The organism is Rhizobium grahamii (assembly GCF_009498215.1).
In the GTDB taxonomy this organism is placed as follows: domain Bacteria; phylum Pseudomonadota; class Alphaproteobacteria; order Rhizobiales; family Rhizobiaceae; genus Rhizobium; species Rhizobium grahamii_A.
The window spans coordinates 74,128-98,415 of the sequence record NZ_CP043499.1 but is presented as its reverse complement, the minus strand read 5'-3'; the positions used below and the strand labels follow the sequence as shown (position 1 = coordinate 98,415).

The 24,288-nt window shown below is 61.0% G+C and carries 21 protein-coding genes and 2 pseudogenes; 9 read left to right on the top strand and 14 right to left on the bottom strand.

Going from position 1 to position 24,288, the window contains the following annotated elements:
- From FZ934_RS19400 to guaD, 6 genes are read left to right on the top strand one after another with little or no spacing between them, the layout of a single operon-like run.
- Positions 1-1,044, top strand: coding sequence for an ABC transporter permease (locus FZ934_RS19400; RefSeq protein WP_153272573.1), 1,044 nt, complete (start codon positions 1-3; stop codon positions 1,042-1,044).
- 10 nt (positions 1,045-1,054) lie between these two features.
- Positions 1,055-1,990: an ABC transporter permease gene (locus tag FZ934_RS19395; RefSeq protein ID WP_153272572.1), complete on the top strand. Its 936-nt coding sequence runs from the start codon at positions 1,055-1,057 to the stop codon at positions 1,988-1,990.
- 15 nt (positions 1,991-2,005) lie between these two features.
- A complete protein-coding gene (locus tag FZ934_RS19390; protein WP_153272571.1) occupies positions 2,006-3,406 on the top strand; it encodes an 8-oxoguanine deaminase in 1,401 nt (466 codons plus the stop codon).
- A 13-nt stretch (positions 3,407-3,419) separates the two neighbouring features.
- Complete coding sequence (locus tag FZ934_RS19385; RefSeq protein ID WP_153272570.1) at positions 3,420-4,277, top strand: aromatic ring-hydroxylating oxygenase subunit alpha; 858 nt, start codon at positions 3,420-3,422, stop codon at positions 4,275-4,277.
- Between the two features lie 4 nt (positions 4,278-4,281).
- Positions 4,282-5,613, top strand: a complete 1,332-nt coding sequence (locus FZ934_RS19380; RefSeq protein ID WP_246737978.1) for an amidohydrolase family protein — start codon at positions 4,282-4,284, stop codon at positions 5,611-5,613.
- Between the two features lie 15 nt (positions 5,614-5,628).
- On the top strand, positions 5,629-6,990 hold the full coding sequence (guaD, locus tag FZ934_RS19375) for a guanine deaminase (protein ID WP_153272569.1): 1,362 nt from the start codon (positions 5,629-5,631) through the stop codon (positions 6,988-6,990).
- Positions 6,991-7,040: 50 nt separating this feature from the next.
- Here the strand turns inward: guaD and FZ934_RS19370 are convergent, their stop codons facing one another.
- The 11 genes and pseudogenes from FZ934_RS19370 to FZ934_RS19320 all read right to left on the bottom strand — a co-directional run bounded on the left by FZ934_RS19370 (position 7,041) and on the right by FZ934_RS19320 (position 19,057).
- A complete protein-coding gene (locus FZ934_RS19370; RefSeq protein ID WP_153272568.1) occupies positions 7,041-8,144 on the bottom strand; it encodes a M24 family metallopeptidase in 1,104 nt (367 codons plus the stop codon).
- Positions 8,145-8,154: 10 nt separating this feature from the next.
- Complete coding sequence (locus FZ934_RS19365) at positions 8,155-8,967, bottom strand: aspartate/glutamate racemase family protein (RefSeq protein ID WP_246737977.1); 813 nt, start codon at positions 8,965-8,967, stop codon at positions 8,155-8,157.
- A gap of 5 nt (positions 8,968-8,972) precedes the next feature.
- Positions 8,973-10,636 (bottom strand): annotated as a pseudogene (locus FZ934_RS19360) (hydantoinase B/oxoprolinase family protein).
- A 12-nt stretch (positions 10,637-10,648) separates the two neighbouring features.
- Positions 10,649-12,721: a hydantoinase/oxoprolinase family protein gene (locus FZ934_RS19355; RefSeq protein WP_153272566.1), complete on the bottom strand. Its 2,073-nt coding sequence runs from the start codon at positions 12,719-12,721 to the stop codon at positions 10,649-10,651.
- A complete protein-coding gene (locus FZ934_RS19350) occupies positions 12,718-13,218 on the bottom strand; it encodes a GAF domain-containing protein (RefSeq protein ID WP_246737976.1) in 501 nt (166 codons plus the stop codon). Before FZ934_RS19350 ends, FZ934_RS19355 begins: the two co-directional genes overlap by 4 nt.
- Positions 13,211-14,023 (bottom strand): ABC transporter ATP-binding protein, encoded by an 813-nt coding sequence (locus FZ934_RS19345; RefSeq protein ID WP_153272564.1) that lies wholly within the window; start codon positions 14,021-14,023, stop codon positions 13,211-13,213. Before FZ934_RS19345 ends, FZ934_RS19350 begins: the two co-directional genes overlap by 8 nt.
- Entirely contained in the window at positions 14,020-14,907 is an 888-nt protein-coding gene (locus FZ934_RS19340) for an ABC transporter ATP-binding protein (RefSeq protein ID WP_153272563.1), read from the bottom strand. The genes FZ934_RS19345 and FZ934_RS19340 overlap by 4 nt, the downstream gene beginning before the upstream one ends.
- Positions 14,904-15,736 (bottom strand): annotated as a pseudogene (locus FZ934_RS28690) (ABC transporter permease). Before FZ934_RS28690 ends, FZ934_RS19340 begins: the two are co-directional and overlap by 4 nt.
- A complete protein-coding gene (locus FZ934_RS19330) occupies positions 15,733-16,758 on the bottom strand; it encodes an ABC transporter permease (RefSeq protein ID WP_153272562.1) in 1,026 nt (341 codons plus the stop codon). The pseudogene FZ934_RS28690 and the gene FZ934_RS19330 overlap by 4 nt, the downstream one beginning before the upstream one ends.
- A gap of 62 nt (positions 16,759-16,820) precedes the next feature.
- Positions 16,821-18,407 (bottom strand): ABC transporter substrate-binding protein, encoded by a 1,587-nt coding sequence (locus FZ934_RS19325; RefSeq protein ID WP_153272561.1) that lies wholly within the window; start codon positions 18,405-18,407, stop codon positions 16,821-16,823.
- Positions 18,404-19,057 carry a helix-turn-helix domain-containing protein gene (locus tag FZ934_RS19320; RefSeq protein ID WP_153272560.1) on the bottom strand — a complete coding sequence of 218 codons (654 nt, stop codon included), beginning with the start codon at positions 19,055-19,057 and terminating at the stop codon, positions 18,404-18,406. The genes FZ934_RS19325 and FZ934_RS19320 overlap by 4 nt, the downstream gene beginning before the upstream one ends.
- Positions 19,058-19,334: 277 nt before the next feature.
- On the opposite strand from FZ934_RS19320, the gene FZ934_RS19315 reads away from it, so the two are divergent.
- The 3 genes from FZ934_RS19315 to FZ934_RS19305 are packed head-to-tail and all read left to right on the top strand — an operon-like array spanning position 19,335 to position 22,917.
- On the top strand, positions 19,335-20,168 hold the full coding sequence (locus FZ934_RS19315; RefSeq protein ID WP_153272559.1) for a formate/nitrite transporter family protein: 834 nt from the start codon (positions 19,335-19,337) through the stop codon (positions 20,166-20,168).
- An 8-nt stretch (positions 20,169-20,176) separates the two neighbouring features.
- Positions 20,177-21,322, top strand: coding sequence for an HlyD family secretion protein (locus FZ934_RS19310; RefSeq protein WP_153272558.1), 1,146 nt, complete (start codon positions 20,177-20,179; stop codon positions 21,320-21,322).
- Positions 21,319-22,917 carry an MFS transporter gene (locus FZ934_RS19305; protein ID WP_153272557.1) on the top strand — a complete coding sequence of 533 codons (1,599 nt, stop codon included), beginning with the start codon at positions 21,319-21,321 and terminating at the stop codon, positions 22,915-22,917. Before FZ934_RS19310 ends, FZ934_RS19305 begins: the two co-directional genes overlap by 4 nt.
- A 46-nt stretch (positions 22,918-22,963) precedes the next feature.
- On the opposite strand, the gene FZ934_RS19300 is transcribed toward FZ934_RS19305, so the two are convergent.
- The 3 genes from FZ934_RS19300 to FZ934_RS19290 form a co-directional block, all read right to left on the bottom strand.
- Positions 22,964-23,662: a helix-turn-helix transcriptional regulator gene (locus tag FZ934_RS19300; protein ID WP_153272556.1), complete on the bottom strand. Its 699-nt coding sequence runs from the start codon at positions 23,660-23,662 to the stop codon at positions 22,964-22,966.
- Positions 23,663-23,683: 21 nt separating this feature from the next.
- A complete protein-coding gene (locus tag FZ934_RS19295) occupies positions 23,684-23,890 on the bottom strand; it encodes a hypothetical protein (RefSeq protein ID WP_153272555.1) in 207 nt (68 codons plus the stop codon).
- A 248-nt stretch (positions 23,891-24,138) separates the two neighbouring features.
- On the bottom strand, positions 24,139-24,282 hold the full coding sequence (locus tag FZ934_RS19290) for a hypothetical protein (protein ID WP_153272554.1): 144 nt from the start codon (positions 24,280-24,282) through the stop codon (positions 24,139-24,141).
- Positions 24,283-24,288 lie beyond the last annotated feature (6 nt).

Genomic DNA, 24,288 nt, shown 5'->3' with positions numbered 1-24,288 from the left:
ATGGCAGGCTCCTTCCGTGTTCAGCGCCTGCCGTCTGCTTCTCCCGGTATCGCGCTTGCGGCCCGCGCCGCCGCCATCGTTCTGGCGCTCGTCTTCGCTGGCCTCATCCTCGCCATGACCGGCGCCAACCCGATCGAGCTTGCCTCCGAGGTCGTGGATGCGAGCTTCGGCTCCAGCTTCGGCATGGAGGATCTGGGCGTTCTCGTCATTCCGCTGATCATGACCGGCCTGTCGGTCGCCGTCGCCCAGCAGATCGGTGCGTGGAACATCGGAGCCGAGGGCCAGTTTTACGCCGGTGCCTTTGCGGCCGCAGCCGTTGGCCTTTTCGTGCCGGGTCCGCCTGCTCTCATTCTCGTGCTGATGTTCTTCGCCGGCCTGATCGGTGGCGCCGTCTGGATCCTCGTTCCGACGCTGGCGCGCGCCTACGCCAACGTCAACGAACTGATCACCACGCTGCTCCTGAACTTTGTGGCAATCCTGCTCGTCTATTTCGTCTCGACCAATGCCTGGCGTGACAAGATGGCGAACTCCGCGACGCCGCGCCTTTCGGCCGAAATCCCGGAATTCTGGGGCTCGATCCATTGGGGTCTGCCGATTGCAATTATCGTCGCCTTGCTCGTGGCCGGCCTGCTTGCCTTCTCGCGCTGGGGTTATGAAGTCCGTCTCGTCGGCTCCAACCCGTCGGCAGCCAAATATGCCGGCATGCCGGTGCGCCGCCACCTGATCACCGTCATGCTGCTTTCGGGCGCGATTGCCGGTCTTGCCGGGATGCTGGAGATCGCCGGAACGGTGCATCGTCTGCAGGGCGGCATCTCCAACAACTACGGCTATCTCGGCATCATGGTCGCCGTTCTTGCGCGAAGCTCCGCAGTCGGCGTCATCTTCTCGGCGGCACTCATGGCCTTCATCCTGAACTCCGGCATCATCCTGCAGACGCAGGGCCTGACCACCTCGACGGTGCTGGCGATCACCGGCCTCATACTGTTCCTGACGGCGATCGGCGACGAACTCGCCCATTACCGGATCGCCCGCGACAAGGCTTGAGGAGAGCGACATGGATCTTTTGACAGGCCTCTTCACGACAGCATTTCTGGCCGGCGGTGTCCTGGCGCTGGCAGCGCTCGGTGAGGTCCTTGCCGAACGCGTCGGCGTCGTCAATCTCGGCGTCGAGGGACTGATGGCGCTCGGCGCGCTCACTGCCATTGCCACCGTTGCCGCCATTCCCTCGCCAACGATCGGCTTCCTTGCGGCGCTCGGCGTTGGCGCTCTGTTCGGTGCGCTTTTCGCATTTGCGACGGTCATCCTGCGCGCCAACCAGGTTCTCTGCGGCCTGGCGCTGACGCTGATGGGCAGCGGCATCGCGTCCACGATCGGGCGTGCCTATTCCGGCATGCCGGCGCGGGCAACGTTTGCGCCGATCGAGGTGCCGCTCCTGAGCAAGATCCCGGTCATCGGACCGGCCTTCTTCTCGCAGAACATCCTTCTGTACCTGATCTTCATCATCCTGCCGGTCGGCCTGAGCTACATCATGTTCCGTACCCGTCATGGTCTCAATCTGCGTGCGGTGGGTGAAAACCCGGCCGCGGCCGATGCGGCCGGCATTCCGGTCAATCTCATCCGCTTCGCCTATGTCACCGCCGGCTCGGCACTGGCAGCCGGGGCAGGCGCGTATCTGACGCTCACTTTCGTGCCATCATGGTCGGACGGCGTCGTCGCCGGTCGCGGCTGGATTGCCGTCGCGCTAGTCATCTTTGCCGGATACCGGCCGATCCCAGCGGTCCTCTCCGGCCTGCTTTTCGGCTTCATCACCGCACTCGGTTTTGTCGGTCAGGCCCGCGGCTGGCCGATTGCGCCCGCCTTCCTCTCCATGCTGCCCTACCTCGGCACCATGGCCTTCATCATCGTGCCAGTGCTCGCCTGGCAGCGCATGCGTCGGATCATGGCGGCGCCTGCCGCGATCGGGGTGCCCTACTATCGCGACCTCCGATAAAATGCCGGAAATGCCATGAGTACCCTGCTTGTAACGAACATTGCCTACCTCGCGACCTTCGACGATGACGCCCGCGAGATAAAGGACGGCGCATTGCTCGTGCGCGACAACGTCATCGAAGCCGTCGGCACGATGGCGGAACTCGAAGGCGTGTCGGCGGATCGCGTGCTCGATCTCTCCGGCCATATCGTCATGCCTGGCATGGTGAATATCCACCACCACATGTACCAGAACCTTACCCGCGTCATGGTGCAGGACGACGAGCTGCTGGTCTGGCTGAAGACGCTCTACCCGATCTGGTCGGCGCTCGACGATCATGCGATCGGCGTATCGGCCCGCGTGGCCATGGCAGAGCTGATCGCCTCGGGCTGCACGACGAGCTCCGATCACCTCTACATCCTGCCGAACAACTGCACGCTCGATGCAACCATCGATGCCGCCAAGGATCTTGGACTGCGTTTCCACGCCGCGCGCGGCGCCATGTCGCGTGGCCAGAGCCAGGGTGGTTTGCCGCCGGACAATTGCGTCGAGAAGGAAGAAGATATCCTCAAGGACGCCGAGCGGCTGATCCACAGCTATCATGACAATACGCGTCATTCGATGAGCCGCATCATTCTTGCACCCTGCTCGCCGTTTTCGGTCACGCCGGGCCTGATGAAGGATGCGGCAGCCCTTGCTCGCGCCCACAAGGGCGTTCACCTGCATTCACATCTGGCCGAAGACCTCTTCGAGGAGGACTATTGCCATGACGTCTACGGCATGCGCTCGGTCGGATTTGCCGAGTCCGTCGGCTGGCTCGGCCCCGACGTCTGGTTTGCACACTCGATCTTCATGACATCGGACGAGATCAGGCTGTTTGCCGATACCGGCACCGGCGTCGCGCACTGCCCCTCCGCCAACATGCGCTGCGGCCAGGGCATCGCCAAGATCCGTGAAATGCTCGACATGGGTGTCAACGTTGGTCTTGGCGTGGACGGTTCGGCCTCCAACGACACCTCCAACATGTTCATGGAAGCCCGGCTTGCCATGATGTTGCAGCGCGTCGCGCCAAACAAGTATCTCTCCGAAACGCCCGGCGGGCGCGGCGGCTTCGGCGGCACGCCGAAGGCATTGTCGGCCCGCGAGGCGCTGACGATGGCAACGCGCGGTGGCGCCAGAATCCTCGGTCGCGACGATATCGGCTATCTCGCCCCCGGGATGAGCGCCGATTTCATCGCCGTGAAGCTGAACCAGCTCGGTCTTTCCGGCACCCAGCGCGACCCCTTGGCGGCGCTTGTGATGTGCGGGCCGTTCAAGGTCGACTATTCGTTCATCAACGGCCGCGAGATCATCGCCGATGGCCAGTTCCGCCATTTGGATGTGGACGGATTGCTGGCAAGCCACCAAACTGTGATGGATCGTATCTATGACCAATGAAAGCGAGCGTCCCATGAGCCAATGTTCAGACAAGGCAGCCCTCGACCAGTGGTATCCGCTCGGCACCGAGACGGAGATTGCCTTCGGTCGTTCGACGACACGTCTGCTCGGCACCGATCTTGTCCTGGAAAGGTCACCTGACGGCACTGTGGTCGTAACAGCAGATGGGCGCGCGGAACCTCTTCCTATCATCAAGCGCTTCGGCCTTGTCTGGGCAACGCTCGGCGAGCCCAAGGGTGGCCTGTTTGCGCTGCCGGAGGCCGACGAGGAGGACCGCCGCGTGGTCAATTGCGGTGCGGTCATGGTGCGCGCTTCCGGACTTCGCATCATCGAGAACTTTCTCGACATGGCGCATTTCCCGTTCGTTCACACGGACATCCTTGGTGCCGAGCCACACACTGAGGTCATGCACTACAACGCCGAGATCCGTCGCGACGTCGATGAAGTCTGGGCGACCAACTGCCAGTTCTTCCAGCCGCAGGCGGCACTTTCGGCCACAGACGGCATCATGACGGATTACATCTACCGGGTCATGACGCCGTTCACGACGCTGCTCTACAAGACCTGCCCGAACTCCGCCAATCGCTCGGATGTGATCTGCCTGTTCGTGCAGCCGCTCGAGCCCGATCGCTGCATCGCCCATCCAGTCATGTTCCTGATCGACGATGTCTCGACCACGACGGAGCTCGTGCATTTCCAGCAGCTGATCTTCCTGCAGGACCGCATCATCCTGGAAAACCAGCGCCCCTCGCTGCTGCCGATGGAAGCACGCGCCGAGATCCCGACGCGCGCCGACGCAAGCTCCATCGCCTATCGCCGCTGGCTGAAGGAAAAGGGCATCACCTACGGCACAACGGCGATGGCAGCCTGACCGCATGAGCCAACCCGATATCGCCATCATCAACGCCACCATTCTGCCGATGGGCGGCGCGAAGAAGATCGAAAACGGTAGCCTGACGATATCGGGCGACAGCATTGCCGCCGTGGGTCCCGCAGCCTCGGTCCCAACGGACGGTGCAAGGAAGCTGATCGACGCGCGGGGTCGCGTCGTCATGCCGGGTTTCGTCAACTGCCACACACATATTGCCTCCAACATGCTGCTGCGCGGTCTGCTCGAGGATGTCCAGCTGTTCGAGTGGCTGCAGACGATGTGGCAGCTGAAGCGCAATTTCGATGAAGAGACGCTCTATTGGGCAAGCCTGATGGGGCTTGTCGAAATGGCAAAGGCTGGCATCACGACCTTCAACGAGCATTTTGACGCCTATCGCGTGGAGCCACAGATCGCCGCGTTGAAGACGATGCCGCTGCGCGCCACGCTCGGCTACGGTTTCGCCGATCGCGGTCTTTATGCGCCGATCACCGACTGGTCCTGGAAGGCGCTTCACAGTTTTGACGACAAGGTCTCACGGCACCATCGGACCGGCAATGATCGTGTCCATGTGGGGTTGTCGCCGCACTCTCCGTACTCCTGCGGAGCGGAAATGTTCAAGCTGGTCCGCGAGGTGGCGGATGCCCATAAGGTGGTGATCCATACCCACCTCGCCGAAGGCCCGCAGGAGGTCGCCTACGTCAGCGAGACCTACGGCACGACGCCGATGCAATGGGTGTATTCGCTCGGGTTCCTTGGATCCGACGTGACGGCTGCCCACTGCACCCAGCTCAACGACGACGATATCCGCATCATGGCGGAAACGGGAACGAAGATCGCCCATTGCCCGTGCTGCAATGCCAAGCTCAATTCGGGAACGCTGCGTCTGCGCAGTGTCCGCGAGGCGGGTGTGACGGTTGGCCTCGCAACGGACGGCCCTGCAAGCCACAATTCCCTGGACATGTTCCAGGAGATGAAATTCGCCGGCATGATCCACAAGGACAAGACCAACGATGTGGAGTTTCTGAAGACTGGCGAACTCCTGGAAATGGCGACAACAGGGGCGGCAGCCGCGATGAACCGTCCCGACACCGGCAAGCTCGCACCCGGCATGAAGGCCGACGTCATCATTGTCGATCTCGACAAGCCGCATTGCCTTCCCGTCTACGGCGAGGCGGCGGCGCTCGTTTACTCCGCGCGTGCCGACGACGTGGTGACCACCATCTGCGATGGGCAAATTCTCATGGAAGAACGGGCACTTCCTGGTATAGACGAGACGGAAATCCGACATAGATTTCGGGAGGGCGCGCTCGCGCTCAGACATCGAAGCCTGGACTGAATTAGGGACATATCAGTGGATCTGCGTAACAAGACGCTCTGCGCTTCCGGCTTTCACGCACCGGAACGCGGACTTATCGACGTATTGGAAGACGTTCTCATCGATATCGGTGCCGATGGCACGATCAAGGCCATCCATCGGCCGGGGGAGCCGAACTACCGCAGCATTCGCGAAGCACGCGAGGAGACCGGCGAACTGGTTGTCCTGCCATCCGGCTCTTATCTCCTGCCAGGTTTTGTCGATCTTCACGTGCACGCGCCGCAATATCCCCAACTCGGCGGTGCGCTCGACGTTCCGCTGGAGGTCTGGCTGCAGAAGTACACGTTCCCGCTGGAGGCGCGCTACGAGGATCTCGCCTTTGCGCAGCGCAGCTACCGGCTGCTCGTCGATGACCTGCTCGCCAACGGAACGACAACCGCCCTCTATTTTGCCACCATTCATCAGGAGGCGACCCGGGTTCTGGTGGATATCTGCCTCGAACGCGGACAGCGCGCGTTGATCGGCAAGGTGGCAATGGACAACGAGGACGAATGCCCGCCGTACTATCGTGACAGCTCGGCAAAGGCAGCGATCGACGGGACGCGCGCCATTATCGATTACATCAGGTTCCATCCTGAAAATGGTGATGGGCGGGTCCATCCCGTCGTGACACCGCGCTTCATCCCCTCCTGCACCGATGCGGCACTGAAGGGCCTCGGAGCCCTCGCCCAGGAATGCGGCTGCCATGTTCAAACGCATTGCTCCGAGAGCGATTGGGCCCACGGCTATGCGCTCGCGCGCTTCGGCGCGACGGATACGGAAATGCTGGACCGCTTCGGTTTGCTCGGCCGCCGCAGCGTGCTTGCCCATTCGAATTTTCTGACGGCTTCGGACATGGAGCGCATTCGCGTCCGCGAGGCCGCCATCGCCCATTGCCCGCTTTCGAACGCCTATTTCGCCAATGCTGTCTTTCCTCTCCGACAGGCCCTGGAGAAGGGGCTGCATGTCGGACTGGGCACGGATATCTCGGGCGGACCCAGCGCTTCCATGCTGGAAAACAGCCGTGCGGCCGTTCTGGTTTCGCGCATGCTGGCGAGCGGTGTCGACCCTGCGCTTCCGCCAGCAGAACGCAGCACCGCCGGCGTGGCACAGATCGATTTCCGTGATGCCTTCTACATCGCCACGACCGGTGGAGGCATCGCGCTCGATCTCCCGGTCGGGCAGTTCCAGCCGGGATATGCCTTCGACGCGATTGTCATTGATACCACCGCGGAGAAAGGCTCGATGCGGCTTTTCGACCAGGTCGAAGCGGACGACCAGATCCTTCAGAAGATCATCTACACGGCTTCGAAAGCCAATATCGCCACGACCTGGGTCGGCGGTCTGAAGGTTCACTAGTTTCTTCTCGACAAAGGCGAGCCGCTGAAGCGCGGCCCGCCTCCTGCGGATCAGCGATCGATGCGCCTCGCGTCGCGCGACAGCGACGACAGAACCTCCGGCCCATCGGCACGAAGAATGACGATATCTTCGAGACGAATGCCGAAGCGCCCTGGCAGGTAGATGCCGGGCTCGATCGAGAACACCATTCCTTCCTCGAGGATGGTTTCGGATGTCGCGGTGATATAAGGCGGCTCGTGACCGTCGATGCCCATGCCGTGGCCGGTCCGGTGCACGAAATACTCGCCATAGCCCGCATCCGAAATGACCTTGCGCGCGGCAAAATCGACTTCCTTTGCCATGACGCCTGGTCTGGCTGCCTTCAGGGCCGCCTGCACCGCTTTTTCGACGATGGCATGAATTTCGCCATAGCCCTCGGGCGGCAGTCCGATCACGGCCATTCGGGTAATGTCGCTCGGGAAGCCGGATTTACGGCCGCCAATGTCGATCACGACGGCATCGCCTTCTTCGATGACGCGATCGCTCGCCGAATGATGCGGGAAAGCACCGTTGGGGCCGGCTCCGACGATCCAGAACGCCGGAGCAGCACCCTGCGCCGAGAACTGAGAACGAATTTCAGCAGCAACCTGATTTTCAGTCATGCCAGCCTTGATCGTTGCGAAGGCCGCTTCCATGGCGCGGTCGGCGATCGCGGCATTCATCTTGAGCTTGGCGTACTCGCCCGCGTCTTTCTTCATGCGCAGGCCACCGAGCGTCGGGCCGGTGAAGTCATGGATCGTATCGGCCGGCAGGAACTTCAAAAGCAGCAAGGCGAAATCCGCCCGCATCGTCTCGTCGAGACCGACACGCACAGGGGCCGTTGCGCCAATCGCCTGCAAGACCTCCTGAAGAGCACCGTCCGGTCCTTCCGCATCGGACCAATTGTAGAAAGCTATGTCGGTGAACTCACGCGTTCCTTCCGCGTTGAGAGCCGGCATGAGAAAGGCTTCCTTCTCCGGCGCGATGAGCAGGAGGCACGGCCGCTCGTCGGGATGCGGATGGAATCCGAGGACCCAATCCATATGCGAACCCGGCGCTATCGCGAGCAGTCCGGTGCCGGTCTGGCGCATCCGCTGACGCAGGAGTTCAAGCTTTCTGGTCGTCTGTTCATTCATGATCAATTCCTTATTCCGCTTCTATGACGATGCGGCTGCCGAAAACCGGTGCGGCATCGTCGAACGCGTGAAAGCGCGCAATCTCTGCCTCGGGAGGCGCCTCGCAGGAGCCCCGCCGGCTAGGAACCCAACCGCATTGGCGCTTCAGGACGGCCGCATATTCGGCACGCTTGAGCGCCGCGATCGACGGGTCGATGACCGGCACGCCGAGGGCGTTTTCGATCTCCTTGTAGAATCCGACCTCCATCGTGCAGCCGAGGATGAGCGCCTCCGCGCCACCTTCATCGATCGCCTTCCGGCCTGCGGCCATGAGGCGTCTGCCCGTCTCGGCGTGATCCCGCTGGAAATCGTCAACGCCAAGACCGACGTCGTAGAAGCCGGCCAGCCGATCGCCATGCCCATAACCAACAATGGTCGATTGCATCTGGTGCACCCATTTCCGCCGCCCCACGATCACTCCGAAGCTGTTGGCGAGGCTCGCAGCGATCTCGCACGATGCGACACAGGGCGCGGTGACGATCATCCGATCCGAGATCTCGCGCGCATCGTGAAGCGCCGTGTCGTAGAAGCAGCCAATCGCCAGGGCGTCGAAGCCCTCAGCCGCCGCCTGCCGCACCGCCCGCATGATGCCTCGGGTCACCAACGCTTCGTAAGTTCGAAATTCAATGTGAGAGAAGCCATAGTGCTCTTTTGGCAAGGCGGTCACATGAACCTCGGTGCCGGGCTGCTTGTGCTGGCGCACCATCCCAGCGAAGATCTCGTCCACGGCCGCGTCGTCCGCGACCGGGTTGAGATACATGACTTTCAAGGGTTGCGATGCCATGCCCATCAACCCTTGTAACCGTGAACATCTGCCGCGCGCTCAGGCGTGATGAAGCCGTTGCGGATATCGGCGGCGACAAGCGTCCGGTCTCTTTCCTTGGGATCGCCAAGCCCGCCGCCGGCGCCGGTCATGATGCGAATGACATCATCCTTGTCGACGCGAACGCCTGAAGCGAAGGCATAGCGTTCGCTCGACCCGTCCTTACGCATGACCAGCGCATAGTTGGCGGTGCCTTCGTTCCCGTCCTCCAGCGACCAGGGAAGAATGCGGGAGCGCGTGTAACCAAGCGTCAGGAACGAGTCATCGCGACGAATACGGTAGTCGAGACGAATGCCGCGACCGCCGGACCATTTACCCTCGCCGCCCGGATCGCAATTGAGTTCCATCCGGTCGACGATGAGGCCGTTACGCGCTTCGGAAATCTCGGCTGGGCAATTGTAGGTCTCACCGTGCACGCCCGAAAAGATCGCACTGTTGCCGTCGCGTCCGCTCGACGCTCCCCATCCGCCGATCTGCGGCTCGATGATCGTGTACTGCCGGCCTGTATCCGGATGAATGCCGCCGATGAAGGTTCCGGCAATCGACGAGAAGTGACCGGCAGGCAGCTTTTCCGGCATATGCGGCGCCAAGCAACGCCACACCAGATCGTAGCCGCGAATGCCGATCTCGTAGTAGAAGCCGACTGCGGCCGGCTCCTTGGCGTGGAAGCAGGTGCCTTCCTTCGTCAGCACCTTGAGCGGGCGGAACGAGCCCTCGTTGGCCGGCGAGGCGGGCGCCGTCAACGCCTTGAAGATGACCTGCATGCTGACCAGCGTATCGTCGTAGCACGCGTTGGACGGTCCGGCGTCCTGATCGGGGTTGTCCCGCAGGTCGATTACGAACTCCTTGTCGGAGATGGTGATCTTGACATTGAAGAAGCGTCCGTCGTCCTGTTCCTCCGTCAGTTCGAACGTGCCATGCGGCAACTTCGCTAATTCAGCCAGCGTGACCTGTTCGCCGAAGTCCATAAAGCTCGCCATCGCGGCTTCGAAGGTGGCGACGGTATATTTCTCGGCAAGTTCGGCGAGACGCTTCGCGCCGATACGCACCGAGGCAATTGCCGCCCAAAGGTCACCCTCGATGAAGTCCGGCATGCGCGAGTTGACCGTGATGATGTCGAAAATGCCCGGGATGGGCTCGCCCTTCGAGATCATCTTGATGGCCGGCAGGCGCAATCCTTCCTGGAAGATCTCCGTGGCATCGGCGGACAGCGAGCCCGGCGACTTACCTCCAACATCAGAATTGTGGGCAATGTTGGCGGTCCACGCGATAAGCCTGTCGCCAGCGAACACCGGCATGGCAACGACCAAGTCGTTCAGGTGGGTAACGCCGCCATAATACGGATCGTTGGTGATGAAGACGTCGCCAGGTTCGATCTGTCCCGGCTTGCCGAATTTCTCCAGCAGAACCTTAACGGACTTGTCGAGAACACCGATGAAGCCGGGGATGCCGGCGCCCGACGACGCCAGTTGTCCCTTGGCGTCGGTGATCCCGTACCCATGTCGAGAACTTCATAGATGATCGAGCTCATCGCCGTCTTGCGCATTGCGGCGAACATCTCATCGGCCGTCGCCTGCAGCGAATTCTGGATGATTTCGAGCGTAATCGGATCGTGGATTTCTGCTGTCATGATCCGGCCTCCTCAAGCCTTGAGATGAATGTGAATGTTGCCGAAGCCGTCGACCTCGACCCGATTGCCGGGGTGAATCACGATCGTCGTGCCTGGATCTTCGATGATGGCGGGGCCGGCGAAGTTCATGCCGGGCTCCAGCTTCTCGCCGTCATAGATCGCGGCCTGATGGCGGCCTTCGAGAGCATAGTCCACCGTTCGCTCGCCCTTCAGCGCCGCCGTAGATGGCCCTTCCGTCAGCGGCTTTTCCTGCATCGTCAACTTGCCGACTTCGGCAGAAGCGACCAGATGCACGCCGACAAGCTCGACCGGCGCGTTGAGCCGGTAGGTGTACTCACGCTCGTAAGCCTCGTGGAAGGCCGTCTCAATGCCGGCGAGACGCTCGTCGCTGATCGGGCCATCGATCAGGACTTCGGTCGTGTGCTCCTGGTTCTGGTAACGGAACTTGCCATAGCGCAGGAACTTGACCTTCTCGCCCGCCACGCCCTCTTCACCGAACTGTTTCAGGGCAAGGGCTTCGGTCTCGGCGAACAAGGCTTCCACGGTCGCGGAGGCACCGACCTTCAACTCCGCAAGCTTCGTCACGAAGTAATCGCGCCGCAGGTCAGACATCATCATGCCCCACGCCGAGAACACGGAAGCGCCGGCGGGGATGACGACTTTCTTGACGCCAAGCTCGGTGCCGAGTGCCACCGCATGCATCGCGCCACCGCCGCCAAAGGCGACCAGGGTAAAGTCGCGCGGGTCGAAGCCACGGTTGAGCGAGACCAGCTTGAGGGCGTTGACCATGTTGTTGTTGGCGATGCGCACGATGCCGCGAGCCACTTCATCTGCCGAAATACCGAGCTTCTGGCCGACAGCGGAGAGCGCCTTTTCGGTCGCAGCCATATCGGCCTCAACCGAACCGCCGCAGAAATAATCGCGGTTGATCCGGCCGAGCCACAGGTTGGCATCTGTCGTCGTGGCATTCGTGCCGCCACGCCCGTAGGCCGCAGGCCCGGGCATCGCGCCCGCCGACTTCGGACCGACGTGCATTTTGCCGAAATCGTCGACCCAGGCGATCGAGCCGCCGCCGTTGCCGATCTCCACGAGATCGACGACGGGCACCATGATCGGATAGCCCGCCGAGGTGCGATCGCGCTCGATCCAGTAATCGGTCATGATCTTGACCTTACCGTCCTCGATCAGAGAGCACTTCGCCGTCGTGCCGCCGATATCAAGCGCCAAGACATTCGGCTCGCCGATCTGCTTGCCGAGTTCGGCGGCACCCCAGAAGCCCGAGGCCGGGCCGGATTCGACCATGGTGATCGGAATCTTCTTTACCGAGTCCAGCGAGTCGACGCCGCAGTTGGACTGCATGATGAAGAGGTTGCCGTCGAAGCCCTTGGTTAGAAGGCCATCGTTGAGGCGAGACAAGTAGCGCTCCGCAGTGGGCTGGACGTAGGCAGACATAACGGTCGTATTCGTGCGCTCGTACTCGCGCCATTCGCGCGTGATCTGGTGCGAGGCAACGGTGGAGATCTCCGGCCACAGTCTTGCGATCTCGGCAATCGTTGCCTGTTCGTGGCTCGGATTGGCGTAAGAGTGCAGGAAGCAGACAGCAATCGCCTCGACCCCATCCGCCCGGAAATCGTCGAGGATGCCAGGCAGACCGGAGAGGTCGAGCGGCTTCATCTCTTCGCCGTGATAGCTGAAGCGTCCCGGGAGCTCTCGGCGCAGATAGCGCGGCACGAATGGCTCGGGCTTTTCGTAGTGCAGGTTGAAGAAATCAGGGCGATTGCCGCGGGCGATCTCGAGCGAGTCACGGAAGCCTTCGGTCGTCACGAGGCCGACCTTCACGCCCTTGCGTTCGGTAAGAGCGTTGATGACGACGGTGGTACCGTGGGCGAGGAAATCGATGCTCTTTGGGTCAACGCCGCCCTTGTCGAGAACGTTGAGAACACCCTGCTCGAAGTTCGGCGGTGTCGTGTCCGACTTGGCGGTGATGATCCGCGACTGTCCCGTTGCGTTGTCTGTCTCGAAGCAGACAAGGTCGGTAAAGGTGCCACCGACGTCGGTGGCAACACGAATAGTCTTGGCGCTCATTTCCCGCTCCCGTTCTTCAGCTTGTCATGGAGAAGCATGCAGGCGGCCGCCGGCAGCTTCAGTGCTTCGGCCGCCTCGACACGCTCCTTCGTGTAGAAACCGGCTTCATGCAGGCAGTTGATCGTCCCGACGACCTCCCCCGCGATAACGATCGGCACGTTGATGACCGATTGGCAGCCGAGCGAGTCGATCAGCTCGTGGTCATCGAAAACGCCGGCAATGTCTTCGATGGTGTTGGCGACGAAAGTCCGCCGCTGCTTAAGCGCGATGTCGGACCAATAGGTTTCATTGTAGGGCTTCGTTCCCGAAACCGGGTAGGCCTCCGGCATATTGGAATAGATGCGCTCTGACACCTTTTCGGTCGTGTCGCTGGTCATGATCGTAAACAGCTTCACACCAACGATTTTCTTGGTCAGCGCCTCCAACGCCGCGAAGGCCGACTCCGGCTGGCCGTTCCTGTCCGCAAGGGCGGCAACAAATCCGCTATAATCAGGCATTTCCATTCTCTTGCTCCAAAAGACGGTCGCGCAAGGCCGCTTCCTCGCGGCTGACGACCGGTACGGCGCCGATCAGCCGGCGCGTATAGGGGTGTTCAGGCTTGGTAAAAATCGCATCGGTCCGATCGATCTCGATGAGCTTGCCCTTTTCGAAGACGGCAACGCGATCGGCGATGTTGCGCACGACGGAAAGGTCATGCGTGATGAACACATAGGTCAGGCCGCGCTTGTCCTTGAGCTCCTTCAGGAGCTTCAATACGCGGGCCTGAACGAGGACATCGAGGGCCGACGTCGGCTCGTCGAGAACAACGAGTTCGGATTGGCAGGCAAGGGCACGGGCAATCGCGACGCGCTGCCGCTGACCGCCCGACAGCGCCGCCGGCGGCCGGCGGCTGAATTCGCGCGGAAGACCAACCTCCTCGAGCAGTTCGCCGACCCGCTCGCCACGCCCCGACTTCGGGCCGATGTCGTGAACATCGAGCGCCAACCGTAGCGAGGCACCGATGGAACGGCGCGGATTCAGCGACGAGAGCGGGTTCTGCTGAACCAGCTGAATCGCCTGGCGATGCTGAAGCGTGCGGCGCGCAGGCAGTTGCTTGCCGTCGAACGTCAGCGTGCCCGATGTCGCGCCATAAATGCCGAGAATAATATTGGCGATGGTGCTCTTTCCAGAACCGGACTCGCCCACGATCGCGAGGCATTCACCCCGCTCCACGTCGAATGACACATTGTCCAGAGCCTGCACCTTGCGGGTGCCCACCGTGAACTCCTTGGAAACCGATGAGACGGATAGAAGCGCGCTCATGCCAGAAGCTCCTTCTCGCTAAAGCCTTCATGGGCGACGAGCGGCGCCAGAAAGTCGGCGACGCCATCGTCGATGTCCGGAATTCCGCCGCCGGTAATGCGGGGAACAGCCGACAGAAGCGCCCTGGTGTAGGGATGCCGGGGGTCATCGAACAATGCCGCAGTCGGACCCTGCTCAACGATGTTGCCCTTGTAGATCACGTAGACGCGGTCGGCGAATTCGCGAACAACGCCAAGATTGTGCGAGATGAACAGCACCGAGGTATGGTGCTTCTCAACGAGCGCGCTCATCAGTTTCAGCGTCTGCGCCTGAACTGTCACGTCGAGTGCAGTTCCCGGCTCATCGGCCAGAAGCAGAGAGGGATTGTTGGCGAGAGCCATGGCGATCATCACGCGCTGGTTCATGCCGCCGGAAAGCTGGAATGCGTAAGAGTCGAGAACGCGTTCGGGTTCTCCGATCGCAACATCGGAAAGGGCTTCGATCGCCATCTTCCGCATATCGCCGGCAGACATTCCGGAATGCGCACGCGACAGTACCTCCTGGAACAGCGCACCAACCGTATAGACCGGATTGAGCGACGACGTCGGATCCTGGAAGATCATCGACATACTTGTCCCGCGCAGAGCATGCCGTTCCCTGGCGCTCATGCGCTGCAGGTCGCGACCTTCGAACTCGATGCCGCCCGATATACGAGCCGTCTTCAGTTGCTGGAGCATGCCGAGAACGATCCGCGCCGTCACCGATTTGCCGGAACCGGATTCGCCAACGAGCGCGACGCGTTCGCCCTTACGAATGTGGAGCGAGATGCCGTGCAGCACTTCGATCATGCCGGCATGCGTTTTGAAGCCTAGCTTGAGGCCGTCGATCTTGAGGGTTGGCGTCATTGGTCGACTCCCAGGATTTCGCGAAGCGCATCGCCGATCAGGTTGAAGCCGAACACGGCGATCAGGATTGCAAGGCCCGGGAACACTGTCAGCCACCAGCTATCGGGAAGATATTTTGCGCCTTCCGCCACCATCGAGCCGAGGTCCGGCGTCGGCGGCTGCACCCCAAGCCCCAGGAAGGACAGAGACGAAGCGATCAGGATCACGAAACCGAAATCGAGCGTCATCTTGGTAACGATCGACGGCACGCAGTTCGGCAGGATCTCGCGGAACATTACGTGCATCTTCGAGGCACCAATCACCTCGGCGGCCAGCACATAGCCCTCTTCCTTCTCCGCGCGGGCGAGGTTGTAGACGAGGCGCGTGTACCATGGCCACCACATCGCGGTGACTGCGATCATGCCGTTCGTCAGGGTCGGCTCCAGCAGCCCCATCATCGACATCGCCAGCACAAGCGGCGGTATCGACAGGAACACATCGGTCAGCCGCATCAGCACATACTCGGTCCACCCCCGAAATAGCCGGCCACAAGACCGATCGCGACACCGACCGGAACGGCAATCGCCAGCACGACGACGCCGAGGATCAACGAAATCCGGTAGGCGTAGACGATGCGCGAGAAGAGATCGCGCCCGACCAGGTCGGTGCCAAAAATGTACGGCCACTCGGGCGGCTTGTTGAAATTGAGGAAATCGACGACCGCGCCCCGATGTTCAGGGAATGGCACGATGAAATCCGCAAAGACGGCGGAGAAGACGACGATCGCAACGAGGATCAGGCCGATCAGCGATAGCGGATTGCGCGCCAGGATAATGAGGGTTTTCTTCATGATGCCCTCTGAGACAGACGAATGCGGGGATTGATGATCGAAACCAGGAGGTCGACCACCAGGTTGACGATCAGGAACATGGCCGAAATGATCAGGACGGTCCCGACGATGGCGTTCAGATCCTTTCTGAGGATGACGGCGACGCCGTAACGCGACAGGCCGGGCCAGGCGTAGACGGCTTCAACCAGGAAGGCGTTGCCGAGCATTGCCGCGAAGTCGAGACCGATGATCGTGAGCGACGGGATAAGAGAGGGCCGGAACGCGTATCGCCGCGCAATCCGTTTTTCTGCGAAACCGTAGGCCTGCGCCATCTCGATATAGGGCTTTTCGTAGGTCTCGACCATGTTCGAACGAACGAGGCGCGCTGCCTGACCGATACCGGAAAGCGCCAGCGCAAAGGCAGGCAGGATGATATGCCAGAGAGCATTGCCGAACGCCTTGAGATTTCCCGCAAGCAGGGTGTCGACCAGCAGGAAGCCCGTGGTTGTCGGCACGGTCATGGTGTCGGACAGTCTTCCAGCGATCGGAAACAGCGGCAGGAAGTAGGCGAAAGCCAGCATCAGGATAACGGCCCAGACAAAGCCCGGCGCCGATACGCCAAGCAAGGTGACCATCCGGATGACATGATCGATGACGCTGCCGCGATAGCGGGCCGAGATTATCCCGAGCGGCAGGCCGAAGCCGACCATCATGATGCCGGAAACGATGACAAGCTCGAGCGTCGCAGGCAGAAACTGCGCGATGTCGGTCATGACAGGCCGGTTGGTGTAGAGCGATACACCAAGATCACCGCGAAGGAGATCACGAAGAAAATAGCCATACTGCGCAATGAACGGATCGTTGAGGTGCAGATGCTCCCGCAGCGCAGCCACCGCATCGGCAGTCGCATTGGGGCCGAGCGCGATGCGCGCGGGATCACCTGGAATGATCCGGGCGATGGCGAAGATCAGCAGCGATACCCCTATCAAGACGACAAAAGAGGTACCTAGCCGCTTCGCGAGGAGGCGGACGAGTGGAGGCATACCGATAATTCCGTTCGTGCGAGGAAGGGCCGCCGCGTCGGGCGGCCCTGTTTACGACCCGACTATTCTTTCATTTCCATCAGGCGGAACGTGAAGCCGAAGCCAGCAAGCGCAAACGCCTTGCTCGGATCGGACAAGGCCGGAACCGAGACACGGTTGCTTGCCGCAAAGACCGCGGTCTGGTCCTGAGCGAAAATGGAAGGCGCAAGGGCGATCAGCCGCTTGTTGAGATCGGTATAGATCTTCGAGCGCTCTTCATCGCTGGAAGCCTCACGCCCCTGCTGCAGAAGCGCATCGACGTCCTTGTCCTTGAGATACTCTGGCGACATCCATGTGCCGGCTGCGCTCGAGTGATACATGCTGTAGAGCAGCGTATCCGGATCTCCGCTCATGGTGTTCACGAAGACCTGGCTGATGGCAGGCGTATTCTCAGGCTTCGAAACCTGCTCCGAGAACAATGCCCAAGGCAGCTTCTTGACCTCAGCCTTGAGACCGAGTTCGGTGAAGTTTGCCTGCATCAGCAGAGCGAAGCGCTCTTCCAGCGGAACTTCGCCGATCCAGGAGATATCGATGTTGATGTCTTCGGCCTTGTACTTGCACTTGGCCAGGTGCTCCTTGGCCTTCGCCATGTCGCGCTTGATCGGCTGGTCTTCCGGCAATGCCCCGAGCATCCCAACCGGAACGGCACCGGTTGCTGGGCTCCCCTGGGAAACCCTGTCGTTGATAGCAACCATCTTCACGCCGGTGTCGTAGTCAAAGGCATAGGAGACGGCCAGGCGGCACTCGACGTCGTCGAACGGCGCCTTCGTCGTGTTCATCTTGACGTAGAACTCGGTCGTACCCTTCTCGGTCAAGAGCTGCGCGCCACTGGCGGCGAGGGACTTCAAGACTTCGGGCGGCAACCACTGCGAGGAGATGTCGTGCTCGCCCTGAGCGATCAGCGTGCGCACGGTTGCTGCTTCCAGGCCGTAGCGGAAACGGACGGTATCTGGAGCCTTCGGGGCCGCACCCAGGAAATAGCCGGCGTTCTTCGCCATGACCGTCTCTTCCTGGGGGTTGTGAGAGACGACCTTGTAGGCACCACTGCCGGCGCCATGCGTCGAAAGATATGCCTGTCCCCAGTCCTTCATCTCGCCATCACCGGAACCCAGGTTTTCCAACACCAGCTTCTTGTCGACGATCGGCAGGCGCGTCAGCGCGGAGATGAACGGCGCGTAGGGCTCCTTGAGCGTGAACTTGACCGTAGACGCGTCGGTTGCTTCCGCCTTGTCGACGTTTTCGAACAGGTAGGACAGGCCCGCGCCCAGTGCCTTCATGCGCTGCAGCGAAAAGACGACATCATCTGCCGTCAGGGGATTGCCGCTCTGGAATTTCACATCCGTGCGAAGCTTGAAGGTGTAGGTCGTGCCGGTGCTTTCCCACCCGGTCGAGAGAAACGGATCATAACCAGGCTGCCCCTGCTTCGGGATGACCAGCGTATCATAGACGTTGAACATCAGAATGGAGTCGGCATAGTCCGACGCCTTTGCCGGGTCGAGTTCGCCGACCGGCGATTCATCGAGCCTCAATACGGTTTCGGCCTTGGCATAGGTGCAGATCGAGGTTGCTGCGAGCAGGGCTGCAGCCACCAGTTTGAGGCTTGGTCTCATTTCTTGTTCCCTTGATTTATCTTGAGGCTCTTTGGTGCGCTGCGCCGGGTTGCGGCGCGCTTGACGACGAGGCTGGTTTCCGGCTCGCCAGATGGTACGTCGTCACCGAAGACGTCCATCGTACAGGTATGAAATATGGTCACCGGCTCGGTGGTGTGGTTCCAGGTCACGTGCGTCCGGGACGATGGGAAATGCGCCGAATCGCCCGCTTCGAGGATCGTCTGTTCGCCATCGACCTCCAGGGTAAGTGAACCTTCGACGATGAAGAAGATTTCCTCTCCCTCGTGCGACATCGGCTCGCTTCGGAAACCCGGCGGCTCGTGAATGAGCGTGCTGCGGAGAATATTGCCGGGAAAAGACGCCGAAAGTCGCTCGTAGGTCACGGAGTTGCCGGGCGTGCCGCCAAGCGCATAGACCGGTCGGGTTTCCCGGCGGGTGATCGGCGCATCGACACGCGGCGGCTTGAAGAACGAGCCAACGTCCACCTTCAGGACACGGCAGACGGAGACGAGGGAAGTCAGCGACGGAACGGTAATGCCGCGCTCGATCTGCGAGATGAAGCCGACCGAGAAGCCGGCCTGATCGGCGACTTGCTGAAGCGTCAGTTTGAGCTCGCGGCGACGATCACGCAATCGCTCGCCAAGAGACATCTCCCCAGCTCCGTCAGGACCTGCGTGTGCTTCCAAGATGTTCCGCCTTATTTTTAGTATTACTTCAATGAAGCTTCAGACGGAGGCATTGTCAATCTGATTTTTAGTGTGACTAAAAAAATCTGTCATAAAGACCGCGGCGGCGGCACAAACCTGAACTTTCAGCGCCGCCAGCTACACCAACGTATGATTCAACGCACCGCAAAGTGACGGTAGCCTCTATCGCATCGACCAATGAAACGCTCGATTCCATCGAGCCAGTTGCGAGGGCCACCTCATGTATCAGGACAGCATCAGCGATTTCGCACAATCCGGCGAACACAAGGCGCTCGTCGCTCGCACCCAGTTCTTCGCATTCCTTATCGGCGCGGCGATGGCCGGCGCCTATATCGGGTTCGGCGATATCCTGATGTTCACAGTCGGCGCCCACGTCGACGCCGCCTGGGCCCACCTTGTTATGGGCGTGGTGTTTTCTTCGGCCTTGACGATCGTGGTCTTCGCCGGCTCCGAGCTTTTTACCGGCACCGCCATGTACATGCCGCTTGCCGTGCTGACGCGGCGCGCGCGTCTTTCCGATGTGCTGCTCGTTTGGTGCAGCACGTGGGTCGGCAACCTTATCGGGGCGCTTGCGCTCGCCGGGCTCTTTCACCTCGCCGGCGGCGGCGTGCTTCTTGGTGACGGCAGCGCTTCCTTCTTCTCGGCTGTCGCGGCAAAGATGTCGGCAACGTCGCTTGAGCTTTTCGCCCGAGGAATCCTGTGCAACTGGCTCGTCTGCCTGGCGATCTGGATGGCCGGACGGACCGACAATGCGGCTGCGAAAATCATGCTGATCTTCTGGCCGATCACGATCTTCGTCGCCGCGGGATATGAGCATTCGGTCGCCAACATGTTCACCTTCTCGATGGCTCTCCTCGGCGACCACCCGGCAAATGTCACGATCGCAGGCGCCGTTCACAACCTGATTTGGGTCACGCTCGGCAATCTGGTCGGCGGCTCCGTTTTCATGGCGCTCGGCTATTGGGTCCAGTTTCACGGCACCGGGCACGTCTCCTTCAATCCGGCCCCTGTGCCAGTTCGCGTGAAGACCGCGACAAACCCGGCCAGAAAGTGAGGTGGGCGATGGCAGACCCGCTCAACGTAACAAGTCTCGCACCCTCAATTGCCAAGCTGGCACCCGAGGCGGACGTCTCGAACACGACTGAGGCACCTTCGACAACAGGAGCGACAATCAGGAGGCTGGCCGCCCCTGTTGTCGCCGTCCTCGTTGTCGGGGCGGCGGTTGCCCTTGTTATGCTCGACTGGAACACATGGGTGGCGGATGCCGCCCATCAGTCTACCGATGATGCCGTCGTCAGCGCCGACCTCTCGACGCTCAGCGCCCAGGTCAGTGGAACGGTGCGACGCACGCCCGTCGCTGACTATCAGCACGTTTCCAAGGGCGACCTGCTCGCAGAAATCGATCCTCGGGAGTATAATGCCGCCGTCGATGTCGCGAAGGCGAACCTTGCCCAGGCGAACGCCTCGCTGGCGAACCTCTCCAATCAGATCACCTTGCAAAATGCCGTCGTCCAGGCCGCCGAGGCACAGAATGCATCTGCGACAGCCCTGAAAACCCAGACGGAACTCGAGTTTCACAGGCAGACGAACCTCGGCGATGCAACGTCGCAGCAGCAGCTTCAGCAGGCCCAGTCCGCTTACCTGCAGGCCGAGGCTGCCGTTAAGTCGACGGCGGCCGCGATCGAGCAACAAAAGGCTCAGGGAAAGGTGCTGGATGGCCAGGCGCCGTTGTTGCAAGCGCAGGTCAGCGCAGCGCAGGGAAATCTGGAAACAACCTTGATCCGCCAGGGCTACACCCAAATTCACGCGCCATTCGACGGCACTGTCGGTCGCAAACTCGTGCATGAAGGGGATTTCGTCGCGGCCGGCACCAGCGTGATATCGGAAGTCCCGCTCCCGAATGTCTATGTGACGGCAAACTTCAAGGAAACGCAGCTCGCGCGCATGACGCCGGGACGCCCGGCTTCAATCAGCATAGACACGTTTCCAGGACAGACGCTGCATGGCAAGGTTTCGCGGCTCTCGCCAGCCAGCGGCTCCGTCTTCGCGTTGCTGCCGCCCGACAATGCGACCGGCAACTACACCAAGGTGGTCCAGCGCGTTCCGGTGCGGATCGAACTCGACGCGGGACAGCCGCTCGTCGACAGGCTGAAGCCCGGCATGTCGGCAACGGTCCGCGTTGACACATCCGAAGGCACTGCGCCATGATCGCGACGCCGCACGCCTTCGGCCCTCTGACGCGGGGCACGACGGCAAGCCGCCCCTACCTTATCGTTGCGGCCCTTCTCCTGGCATCCTTCGTCGTCGGCTTCGACACGCGGGTCTTCGCTGTGGGGTTGCCGGATTTGCGCGGCGCCTTTTCCTTGGGTGTCGACGAGGCGTCCTGGCTCAGCACAATCGCAAACGCACCGCAGATCCTGATATCGTCGGCCGTCGCCTGGCTTGCCACCGTATTCGGCATACGCCGGGTCATGATCCCTGCGTGCCTTGTCTACGCCGGCATCTCCCTGGCGATCCCCATGGTTCACGGCACCGAGGTTCTTTTTGCGCTTCATGCCGTCAGAGCGTTGCTGCTCGGTGTCTTCATTCCGGCGACCATCATGGTCATCTTCCGAAATCTCGACATGAAATACTGGTTGATCGGCTTCGCCATCTACGCGCTGAGATTGCCGTTGTCGCAGAGCTTGGGGTTTGTGCTGGTCGGTCTCTACGGCGACTACCTCGGCTGGCAATGGCTCTATTGGCAGGACGTGATCATCGCGCCGCTGATCGCGCTGCTGCTGATTGTTGGCGCACCCAAGGAAGAGATCAACTTCAACCTGCTTGAAAACGCGGATTGGGGCGGCATGCTCCTGCTCGGGTCGTCGATGACGATGATCTACGTCGCACTCGACCAGGGTAACCGGCTGGATTGGTTCCAATCGGGCATCGTAACCTCGCTTCTCATCGGCGGCCTCATTCTGGCCGTGGGCTTTCTGATCAATGAGAGCCTGGTGGAAAGACCCTGGGCGCATGCCAGCGTTATCCTCTCCCGCAACATCGGCACCGGATACGCGATCATTATCGCCTTCACGTTTTCTAGTTCGGCCGGGTCTATCGTGATCCCGTCGTTCCTTCAGAACGTCGTCGGTCTTCGCCCCGTCTCCATCTCCTCGCTCTACATCGTCGGGGCGGTCATCCCGGTCTTTTTCTTCATAACGGCCGCGATCTACCTCTTGCGCCGGATCGATGCTAGGTTCTGCATTATCGCCGGACTGGCGGCGATGGCAGTCGCCTCTCTCCTCGGCTCGCGCCTGACGATCGAATGGTCGCCAACGAGCTTCCTGCCCGTAGTGCTTCTTTACACGTTCGGCCAGAGCTTTGTCTTCTTCGCCGCCGTCGTCTACTTGATCGCCAACACCGACCCAAAGCGGGCGACGGCTGCATCCGCCTACATCCAGGTCATCAGGCTTGGGAGCGCCGAGCTTGCCGTCAGTCTGCTGAACACGTGGCTACGCCAACGCGAACAGTTTCACTCGAACGTGCTGACCGGGCCGATTGCCGCCTCGTCGCATGACCTGAATGGGATTCTCGCCAAGCTCGGCGCCAGGGGACATCTCGAAGCACTATCGACGGTCGCTACCGGCGTTCGCGCGCAAGCATACATCTTGTCCTATGCCGACGGCTTCGTTCTTTCGTTCTGGTTTGCCATAGCGGGTCTTGTCTTCGTGGTTTTCATGGGCGCGATGCCGTTCGGCCCGCTGCACCCCAACTTCCGGAAGGCGCAGACAAATGCGGTTGCGGGTCCGGTCCGCCCAGCCTGACGGCGGCCGTCGCGCCAGCGTTAGGCCCACGCGTCCAAGACAATGTTCAAATCAAGCGAAGGCGACATGCCGTAGCGACCGCCTGGACGCGGTTCACGACATCCAGTTTCTCGATTGCCGAGCGCATGTAGCTGTTTACGGTGTGGCTGCTGAGATCGAGGATGACCGCGATTTCCTCACTGCTCTTGCCGGCTGCGGACCAGCGCAGGCAGTCCAATTCGCGAGCCGATAGCGGATGCTTCTTGTCCTTGCCAGCAGCAAAGCCATCGAGCGCTTTCATGAGCTCGAATACGAGCGAGGGAAGTGCCTGCTCAGCCAGGGGCAGCCCTGACCCGGAGAGCAGCATCAGGTATTGTCGGCGATTGGCATCATGCAGCGACAGGCCAATCGTGTTGGCAAACCCATCGTCGTAAAAGACACCTGCCAATCGGCTTTTCACACCCGCATCCCGCGCACGCGCAAACAGCAACGCATCGGAACAGACTGGCAGAATGCTCTCCTTGAGCTTCGCAACGATCCGGCTTTCCCGGAACATGTCGGTCGCTTCGTACCGGACAAGCAGATCGGCCGGCCAGTTGGAGACGAGGAGGTTTTCGAGAAGCCCGCTGCGATCCGCTTCGGGGAAATGGCCGATCATGAAGAATTGCAGCGCGTATGATGGCATGAGCTTGTGCATGGCGCCGTCGAGCGCCATCAGGCGCCGGTCAACGGCGCTCTCGATGCGATTGGATGGAAGAGATTTCATGGAAGGAGCGTTACGAAGGATTCAGTCGCCGGCAACGGAGTTGTCGATGGATCTGCGCAGGGATTGGAGACGTTGATCGAAATTCGTCATGACGGCGTTCATCGGCGTATCGCGCCGGAGCTCGCACCGAAGCGTGTAGGAGGAACCGGAGCGATAGCTAAGCAGCCGCAGGCTGAGGGACAGTAAGCCGTCCTCTTCCGAAAGATGCGTATTCGTGAACGAAATCATTCTCCTATCCTTCGCGAGGTTCGATTGCTGACGAGACGGACGAAGCCGCAGCTCGCCGCGATTTCTCAAAGCTAAATTAGCAGGGACTCCTTCCGCTGCCCACTATACTGAGGCATAGGATCGCCCGGAATTCGTAGGCGAAAGACAGCAGGCAGACGGGTCGGGAGCGGGCGAAGGTGCCCTGCTTGCAGAAACTTGTGCAGGGGTGGCAGACCTAACCGCGGAGCATCTTAAATGGCGTGCCGGGCTCACGATTGCGTCAGCATCTCAGCCTCGAGGCGTTCAACCGACGCTGCCAGTTTGCCGACCAGCAGCGGCCCCCAGGATTCACGATGGATCTCGCCACGCCTCGCGCGCAACTCGCCGGCGATCTGGTAGAGAAGAGCTTGCAAAGGCTC

Excerpts from the sequence above, each read along its gene's own strand:
- FZ934_RS19400 (WP_153272573.1), top strand. The coding sequence starts at position 1 with ATGGCAGGCTCCTTCCGTGTTCAGCGCCTGCCGTCTGCTTCTCCCGGT.
- FZ934_RS19395 (WP_153272572.1), top strand. The coding sequence starts at position 1,055 with ATGGATCTTTTGACAGGCCTCTTCACGACAGCATTTCTGGCCGGCGGT.
- FZ934_RS19390 (WP_153272571.1), top strand. The coding sequence starts at position 2,006 with ATGAGTACCCTGCTTGTAACGAACATTGCCTACCTCGCGACCTTCGAC.
- FZ934_RS19385 (WP_153272570.1), top strand. The coding sequence starts at position 3,420 with ATGAGCCAATGTTCAGACAAGGCAGCCCTCGACCAGTGGTATCCGCTC.
- FZ934_RS19380 (WP_246737978.1), top strand. The coding sequence starts at position 4,282 with ATGAGCCAACCCGATATCGCCATCATCAACGCCACCATTCTGCCGATG.
- FZ934_RS19370 (WP_153272568.1), bottom strand. The coding sequence starts at position 8,144 with ATGAATGAACAGACGACCAGAAAGCTTGAACTCCTGCGTCAGCGGATG.
- FZ934_RS19365 (WP_246737977.1), bottom strand. The coding sequence starts at position 8,967 with ATGGCATCGCAACCCTTGAAAGTCATGTATCTCAACCCGGTCGCGGAC.
- FZ934_RS19355 (WP_153272566.1), bottom strand. The coding sequence starts at position 12,721 with ATGAGCGCCAAGACTATTCGTGTTGCCACCGACGTCGGTGGCACCTTT.
- FZ934_RS19350 (WP_246737976.1), bottom strand. The coding sequence starts at position 13,218 with ATGCCTGATTATAGCGGATTTGTTGCCGCCCTTGCGGACAGGAACGGC.
- FZ934_RS19345 (WP_153272564.1), bottom strand. The coding sequence starts at position 14,023 with ATGAGCGCGCTTCTATCCGTCTCATCGGTTTCCAAGGAGTTCACGGTG.
- FZ934_RS19340 (WP_153272563.1), bottom strand. The coding sequence starts at position 14,907 with ATGACGCCAACCCTCAAGATCGACGGCCTCAAGCTAGGCTTCAAAACG.
- FZ934_RS19330 (WP_153272562.1), bottom strand. The coding sequence starts at position 16,758 with ATGCCTCCACTCGTCCGCCTCCTCGCGAAGCGGCTAGGTACCTCTTTT.
- FZ934_RS19325 (WP_153272561.1), bottom strand. The coding sequence starts at position 18,407 with ATGAGACCAAGCCTCAAACTGGTGGCTGCAGCCCTGCTCGCAGCAACC.
- FZ934_RS19320 (WP_153272560.1), bottom strand. The coding sequence starts at position 19,057 with ATGTCTCTTGGCGAGCGATTGCGTGATCGTCGCCGCGAGCTCAAACTG.
- FZ934_RS19315 (WP_153272559.1), top strand. The coding sequence starts at position 19,335 with ATGTATCAGGACAGCATCAGCGATTTCGCACAATCCGGCGAACACAAG.
- FZ934_RS19310 (WP_153272558.1), top strand. The coding sequence starts at position 20,177 with ATGGCAGACCCGCTCAACGTAACAAGTCTCGCACCCTCAATTGCCAAG.
- FZ934_RS19305 (WP_153272557.1), top strand. The coding sequence starts at position 21,319 with ATGATCGCGACGCCGCACGCCTTCGGCCCTCTGACGCGGGGCACGACG.
- FZ934_RS19300 (WP_153272556.1), bottom strand. The coding sequence starts at position 23,662 with ATGAAATCTCTTCCATCCAATCGCATCGAGAGCGCCGTTGACCGGCGC.
- FZ934_RS19295 (WP_153272555.1), bottom strand. The coding sequence starts at position 23,890 with ATGATTTCGTTCACGAATACGCATCTTTCGGAAGAGGACGGCTTACTG.